This is a genomic window from Enterobacter wuhouensis, from assembly GCF_004331265.1.
In the GTDB taxonomy this organism is placed as follows: Bacteria; Pseudomonadota; Gammaproteobacteria; order Enterobacterales; family Enterobacteriaceae; genus Enterobacter; species Enterobacter wuhouensis.
In genome coordinates this window covers 802750-809345 of record NZ_SJOO01000001.1, presented here as the reverse complement: position 1 = coordinate 809345, position 6596 = coordinate 802750, and the positions used below count along the sequence as shown (strand labels likewise).

General features: G+C 54.9%; 7 protein-coding genes. 3 read left to right on the top strand and 4 right to left on the bottom strand.

The features are described from left to right. On the bottom strand, positions 1-2435 hold a 2435-nt coding region (ynfE, locus tag E0L20_RS03960), incomplete at its 3' end, for a selenate/tellurate reductase subunit YnfE (protein ID WP_131632789.1). Positions 2436-2570: 135 nt separating this feature from the next. Continuing rightward, on the bottom strand, positions 2571-2864 hold the full coding sequence (locus tag E0L20_RS03955) for a DUF1161 domain-containing protein (protein WP_131632788.1): 294 nt from the start codon (positions 2862-2864) through the stop codon (positions 2571-2573). 296 nt (positions 2865-3160) lie between these two features. Between E0L20_RS03955 and E0L20_RS03950 the strand changes: the two genes are divergently transcribed. Next, positions 3161-3871, top strand: coding sequence for a YnfC family lipoprotein (locus tag E0L20_RS03950; protein WP_131632818.1), 711 nt, complete (start codon positions 3161-3163; stop codon positions 3869-3871). 17 nt (positions 3872-3888) lie between these two features. Here E0L20_RS03950 and speG read toward each other — a convergent pair whose 3' ends face one another. Together speG and E0L20_RS03940 are read right to left on the bottom strand one after the other, a co-directional pair. Continuing rightward, the gene (speG, locus tag E0L20_RS03945) at positions 3889-4440 is read right to left on the bottom strand and encodes a spermidine N1-acetyltransferase (RefSeq protein WP_131632787.1); all 552 of its coding nucleotides are present in this window, start codon (positions 4438-4440) and stop codon (positions 3889-3891) included. An 8-nt stretch (positions 4441-4448) separates the two neighbouring features. Beyond that, on the bottom strand, positions 4449-4787 hold the full coding sequence (locus E0L20_RS03940; RefSeq protein WP_131632786.1) for a DUF1283 family protein: 339 nt from the start codon (positions 4785-4787) through the stop codon (positions 4449-4451). Between the two features lie 150 nt (positions 4788-4937). Between E0L20_RS03940 and E0L20_RS03935 the strand changes: the two genes are divergently transcribed. Both E0L20_RS03935 and manD read left to right on the top strand, forming a co-directional pair. After that, positions 4938-5264: a YnfA family protein gene (locus E0L20_RS03935; RefSeq protein WP_131632785.1), complete on the top strand. Its 327-nt coding sequence runs from the start codon at positions 4938-4940 to the stop codon at positions 5262-5264. Between the two features lie 111 nt (positions 5265-5375). Then, entirely contained in the window at positions 5376-6590 is a 1215-nt protein-coding gene (gene manD, locus E0L20_RS03930) for a D-mannonate dehydratase ManD (protein WP_131632784.1), read from the top strand. Positions 6591-6596 lie beyond the last annotated feature (6 nt).

The window sequence follows — 6596 nt, the reverse complement described above, 5'->3', positions numbered from 1 at the left end:
GCCTTCTCGATCTGCACCAGATTGGTGTGCTGCGGATTGCCTTTTGCCAGCGGCGAAGGGCGATGGGTAGTCAGCGTGTTGATGCACGAACCGTGGTCGACACGGTCGCCGTTCATGTTGGCATCGTGCCAGGCACCCTGGCCCATGGCGCTCACGCCCGGCATGATGCGCGGCGTGACTTTCGCCGGAATGCGTAGTTCACCGCGATCGTTGAAGACGCGAACCATATCGCCGTTTTTGATGCCGCGCTTCTCGGCATCCACAGGGTTGAGCCAGACCTCCTGGCGGCAGGCGGCCTTCAGCACGTCGACGTTGCCGTAGCTTGAGTGGGTGCGGGCCTTAAAGTGGAAGCCAAAGAGCTGTAGCGGGAAGGTGCTGCGCTCTGGCGCGTCCCAGCCGTCAAAGGTAGAGGCGTAGACCGGCAGCGGACTGATGGTTTCATCTTTTTCCAGCTCCCAGGTGGCCGCAATCTCCGCCAGCCTGCTGGAATAGATCTCAATTTTGCCGGATGGCGTTTTAAGTGGGTTAGCGTCCGGATTGTCGCGGAATTTTTTATAGGCCACAAAGTGTCCATTCGGATCTTTGCGCTTATAAATGCCCATTTTTTTCAGTTCATCATAGGACGGCAGCTGCGGATCTTTTTCGAGCATTTTGGCGTACAGATACTGCAGCCACTGTTCCTGGGTGCGTCCCTCGGTAAAGCGCTGGTGGATATCCGGCCCGAGGCGTTTTGCCACCTCGCTCATGATCCAGTAGATGGGTTTGCGCTCAAACTTAGGTGCGGTTACGGGCTGGAGGAAAATCAGATAGCCCATGTTGCCCGCGTAGTCGTTAGGAATGATGTCTTCCTGCTCGACGGTCATGAGGTCTGGCAGCACGATATCGGCATATTTCGCCGACGACGTCATAAAGTTGTCGATCACCACGATGGTTTCGCACTGGCTTTCATCCTGCAAAATGTCGTGCGTTTTGTTGATGTCTGAGTGCTGGTTGATGATGGTGTTACCGGCGTAGTTCCAGATGAACTTAATCGGCACATCCAGCTTATCTTTACCGCGCACGCCGTCGCGCAGGGCGGTCATTTCCGGGCCGCGGGCGATGGCGTCGGTCCAGCTAAAGCAGGAGATCTGCGTCTTCACCGGGTTGTCCGGCAGCGGCATTCGCTCGATGGTAATGGTGTAGGTAGACTCACGCGCGCCGCTGTTACCGCCGTTGATGCCCACGTTGCCCGTCAAAATGGGCAGCATGGCAATAGCGCGGGACGTTAGCTCGCCGTTTGCCTGACGCTGTGGCCCCCAGCCTTGGCAGATATAGGCCGGTTTTGCCGATCCAATTTCACGCGCCAGCTTGATGATGCGATCGGCTGGAATACCGGTGATGCGCGAGGCCCATTCCGGCGTTTTTGCCGTGGCATCGTCGCCCTGGCCGAGAATATAGGCTTTGTAGTGTCCGTTGGCAGGTGCGCCTTCCGGCAGCGTTTTTTCATCGTAGCCTATGCAGTATTTATCGAGGAACGGTTGGTCAACGAGGTTTTCATCAATCAGCACCCACGCGATACCGGCAACCAGCGCGGCATCGGTGCCTGGGCGGATGGGTATCCACTCGTCTTCACGGCCGGCGGCGGTATCGGTATAGCGCGGGTCGATAACGATCATCCGCGCATTCGAACGTTCGCGGGCCTGTTCAAGGTAGTAGGTGATCCCGCCGCCGCTCATGCGGGTTTCGGCCGGGTTATTGCCGAACATCACTACCAGCCTGGTATTTTCGATATCCGAGGTGCTGTTACCGTCGTTGCTGCCGTAGGTATAAGGCATTGCGCAGGCAATCTGCGCGGTGCTGTAGGTACCGTAGTGGCTAAGGAAACCGCCGTAGCAGTTCATCAGGCGTGCCACCAGTGAGGCATAAGGGGAGGAGCGGGTGATGTTACCGCCAACGATCCCAGAGGAATAGTTAATGTAGACCGCTTCGTTACCGTATTTTTCCACCACATTTTTCAGGCTTGCGGTGAGGGTATCCAGGGCTTCATCCCAGCTGATACGCTCAAATTTGCCTTCACCGCGCTTACCCACGCGCTTCATTGGATAGTTCAGGCGATCGGGGTGGTTGATGCGACGACGAATTGAGCGTCCGCGCAGGCAGGCCCGCACCTGGTGATTTCCATAAACATCTTCGCCAGTATTGTCCGTTTCGACCCAATAAACTTCGTCATCACGGACGTGCAGGCGCAGCGCGCAGCGGCTGCCGCAGTTGACCGAACAGGCTCCCCACACCACTTTATCCTGGGCAGGTTGCACGGCGCTTTGCACCGCGGCAGCAACACTTTTCACGCCAAAAGGTAACGAGACCCCACCCGCGGCAAGTGCCAGAGATCCAATCGCGGTAGATTTCACCAGAGTTCGACGGCTAATACCGCCGTGATGTTCAACATCAGACATAACTCACCCCATCATTGTAATTGCGTATTATTTTCACCCGTGATTACAACCGGGCTAATGATGGGGTGAGTGTTACTTATTTGGGGGTATTAAATATTAATCCTCATCAAATCAAGGGGGATTGGAGGTGAAAAATTACTGCGGCTCAGCGGGGGCACTGTCCTGACTGCCGGATGCTGCACCGCTGCCCGTGCGTGTGTACATAATTTTAAAGGTATCGTTGGCACAATGCCCAACGACCTGCGCATCCGGCTGGTCTGCCTGATCGTTAGGAACGATGTTCAGGGTGAAGCCGGACTCCGGTACGCCGTTATTGACGATCTTCTGCTGGATGTCGCTTTTTACGCGCTCGCAGGAATCGGGGGCAGCCAGAGCGGCCGTTGAGGCGCTCATTAACAGCAGGGCGGTAATCCAGGGTAACCGTTTCATCTGTAGCTCCTTTTCTCTGTGTGTAGGGTAATTTTAGCAGGGATCATGTAAGTATTTGTTTTTTGACTAGTACATTCTGAATAATCTTATGAAAATGGATATCCGGCGCAGCTCAACGGGCGTTGCGGCGAGATCGGGGATTCGTTTATCACCAAATTCGTGTTTTCCGTTATAGAATCTGGATATGCCTGCCATGGGTAGCAGGGCGCGCTCGAGCACATTGCTTAACCACTACGCGTTAAGCCACTGTATTTGCTAATATGACTGGCAATAAACTCTCTGCATCGGTAAATGACGTGAAGAAATACGCAGCGATAACGCTATTGGCGACAGCATTGATGGGGTGCGATGACAATTCCGCACCGCTTTCATTTACGCCGGAGATGGCGAGCTTCTCTAATGAGTTTGATTTTGACCCCTTACGCGGGCCGGTCAAAGACTTTACCCAGACGCTCTTTAACGACAAGGGCGAAGTCTCAAAACGTGTGACGGGCACGATGTCGGCAGAAGGGTGCTTTGATACCCTGGAACTCCACGATCTGGAAGCTAATACGGGCGTTGCGCTGGTGCTGGACGCCAATTATTACATCGATGCCGAAACTCAGCAGCAGAAGGTTAAACTACAGGGTAAATGCCAGCTGGCGGAATTGCCGTCCGCCGGCGTAACCTGGGATACCGACGACAACGGTTTTGTGGTGGCGGCGCACGGCAAAGAGATGGAGGTGAAATATCGCTATGACGCCGATGGCTACCCGCTGGGGAAATCCACCGTCTCCGGAGAACAGCGGTTGTCCGTGCAGTCAACGCCGTCAAAAGATCTGCGCAAAAGGCTGGATTATTCTGCCGTGAGCCTGGTAAACGACAAGCCGCTGGGTAAAGTGCAGCAGAGCTGTGAGTACGATCGCCACAATAATCCAGTGAGCTGCGATTTGAATATCACCGATGACAGCGTCGCCCCCGCCGTAGAGCGTAAGTACACCATTAAAAACAGCATTGAATATTATTGAGAATAAAACCGCGCAGGCTACTGCGCGGTTGGTTTCAACAGGCTGGCGCTGCTCGATTTATGCCCGGCCAGATGCTGATGCTGGAAAATGCACATGCGGATGGTATTGCGGTATTCACCGTTGATAAAGAACTCATGGATCAGTTCACCTTCCACCATAAAGCCGAGCTTACGGTAGATATGGATCGCTTTTTCATTCTCTTTATCCACGATCAAATACAGCTTGTACAGATTCAGGACGTTGAACCCGTAGTCCATCGCCAGCCTGGCCGCGCGTGAGGCGAGGCCTTTTCCCTGATGCTCAGGCGAAATGATGATCTGGAATTCAGCCCGGCGATGAACGTGGTTAATCTCCACCAGCTCAACCAGGCCGGCTTTTTCGCCTTCGCACTCCACCACAAAGCGGCGTTCGCTCTGATCGTGAATGTGCTTGTCATACAGATCCGACAGCTCGACAAACGCCTCGTAAGGCTCTTCAAACCAGTAGCGCATCACGCTGGCGTTGTTGTCGAGCTGGTGGACGAAGCGCAAATCTTCTCGCTCAAGCGGGCGAAGCGTGATGTCGTGCATCGCTGTCCTCACGGCGCAACCGTACGGCCAGTACGACGATCCAGGCAGCGCAGGGTGTTTGGCTCCCAGTATGCGTTGGTATTCGCGCTCTGCTGGCATTTGTCGCGCGCGTCAAAGGCGACATCTTCTTTGTCCCACTCTTTTTCCGCGCGTTTGTTGACCTTCTGGCGCAGGTTGCGGGTGTCATTCCATTGTTCTTTGTCCATTGCTGCGTTTTGACGGCTTTGCGCGCTGTCCCCAGACTCAATGATGAGTTTGCTGGTTTCGGCAGTGGCCGTCGCGCTCCAGGCGAACGCAGAGAGTGCCAGTGCGGCAGTCAGGCAAAGGCGTTTGCTTAATGTAGTCATAGCGTTTCCTTTTAAATGGTGCAGATAATCAGGTTATCTCAGCTGGATTCTACACCAAAGCGAAATTGCGGCATACCCGCGCAGCAAGTATGGAAAAGTAAAAGCCATTATCGGGTAAGATGTTTAAATCAATCCTCACGAAACGTAAAAATGATCAAAACGACGCTGCTTTTTTTTGCCACCGCGCTGTGTGAAATCATCGGTTGCTTCCTGCCCTGGCTCTGGCTAAAAAAAGGGGCATCGGTGCTGCTGCTGGTCCCGGCCGGAATTGCTCTTGCGCTTTTTGTCTGGCTATTAACGCTGCATCCCGCCGCCAGTGGGCGGGTTTATGCGGCGTACGGCGGGGTATATGTTTGTACCGCATTGCTGTGGCTGCGCGTGGTGGATGGCGTCAAGCTCAGCGTCTACGACTGGGCGGGCGCGCTCGTTGCGCTGTGCGGCATGTTGATTATCGTGGCAGGCTGGGGGCGCGCGTAAGCGCCCTGATTTTGTGATCGCGGGCTGATTTTACGATCATCATACTTGTATGGTAGTAGTGTAGTTGCGTAAATTTCCTCCATCACAACGAGCGATGTAAGGAACTGGATTATGAAGATTGTCGGGGCCGAAGTATTTGTGACCTGCCCGGGGCGCAACTTTGTCACTCTCAAAATTACCACCGACGAGGGGATTGTGGGCCTGGGTGACGCCACGCTGAACGGGCGCGAACTGTCCGTGGCCTCTTACCTGAAGGATCACCTTTGCCCACAGCTGATTGGTCGCGATGCGCATCGCATCGAAGATATCTGGCAATTCTTCTATAAAGGTGCCTACTGGCGTCGTGGCCCGGTCACCATGTCGGCAATTTCTGCCGTCGATATGGCGCTCTGGGATATCAAAGCTAAGGCCGCCAATATGCCGCTCTATCAGCTGTTGGGCGGCGCGTCCCGCGAGGGCGTAATGGTTTATTGTCACACCACCGGCCACACCATTGATGACGTGCTGGAAGATTACGCCCGTCATAAAGAAATGGGTTTCAAGGCAATCCGCGTGCAGTGCGGCGTGCCGGGAATGAAAACCACCTACGGCATGTCTAAAGGAAAAGGGCTGGCGTACGAGCCTGCCACAAAAGGCGACTGGCCGGAGGAGCAGCTCTGGTCCACCGAGAAATACCTCGACTTCACGCCAAAGCTGTTTGATGCGGTGCGCAGCAAGTTTGGTTTTAATGAGCACCTGCTGCATGACATGCACCACCGCCTGACGCCGATTGAAGCGGCGCGCTTTGGTAAAAGCATTGAAGAGTTCCGCATGTTCTGGATGGAAGATCCGACTCCTGCGGAGAACCAGGCGTGCTTCCGTCTGATTCGCCAGCACACCGTCACGCCAATCGCCGTGGGTGAAGTGTTCAACAGCATCTGGGATTGCAAACAGCTGATCGAAGAGCAGCTTATCGACTATATCCGCACCACCATTACCCATGCGGGTGGGATTACGGGGATGCGGCGCATTGCTGACTTTGCCTCGCTGTACCAGGTGCGCACCGGTTCACACGGCCCGTCGGATCTGTCACCGATTTGTCACGCCGCGGCGCTGCATTTCGACCTGTGGGTGCCAAACTTCGGCGTGCAGGAATACATGGGCTACTCCGAACAGATGCTGGACGTCTTCCCGCACAGCTGGCGCTTCGACAACGGCTATATGCATCCGGGCGACAAGCCGGGGCTGGGCATTGAGTTTGACGAGAAGCTGGCGGCGAAATACCCCTACGATCCGGCCTATCTGCCGGTGGCCCGTCTTGAAGACGGCACGCTGTGGAACTGGTAACCGAGG

Excerpts from the sequence above, each read along its gene's own strand:
- E0L20_RS03955 (WP_131632788.1), bottom strand. The coding sequence starts at position 2,864 with ATGAAACGGTTACCCTGGATTACCGCCCTGCTGTTAATGAGCGCCTCA.
- speG (WP_131632787.1), bottom strand. The coding sequence starts at position 4,440 with ATGCACGACATCACGCTTCGCCCGCTTGAGCGAGAAGATTTGCGCTTC.
- E0L20_RS03940 (WP_131632786.1), bottom strand. The coding sequence starts at position 4,787 with ATGACTACATTAAGCAAACGCCTTTGCCTGACTGCCGCACTGGCACTC.
- E0L20_RS03935 (WP_131632785.1), top strand. The coding sequence starts at position 4,938 with ATGATCAAAACGACGCTGCTTTTTTTTGCCACCGCGCTGTGTGAAATC.
- manD (WP_131632784.1), top strand. The coding sequence starts at position 5,376 with ATGAAGATTGTCGGGGCCGAAGTATTTGTGACCTGCCCGGGGCGCAAC.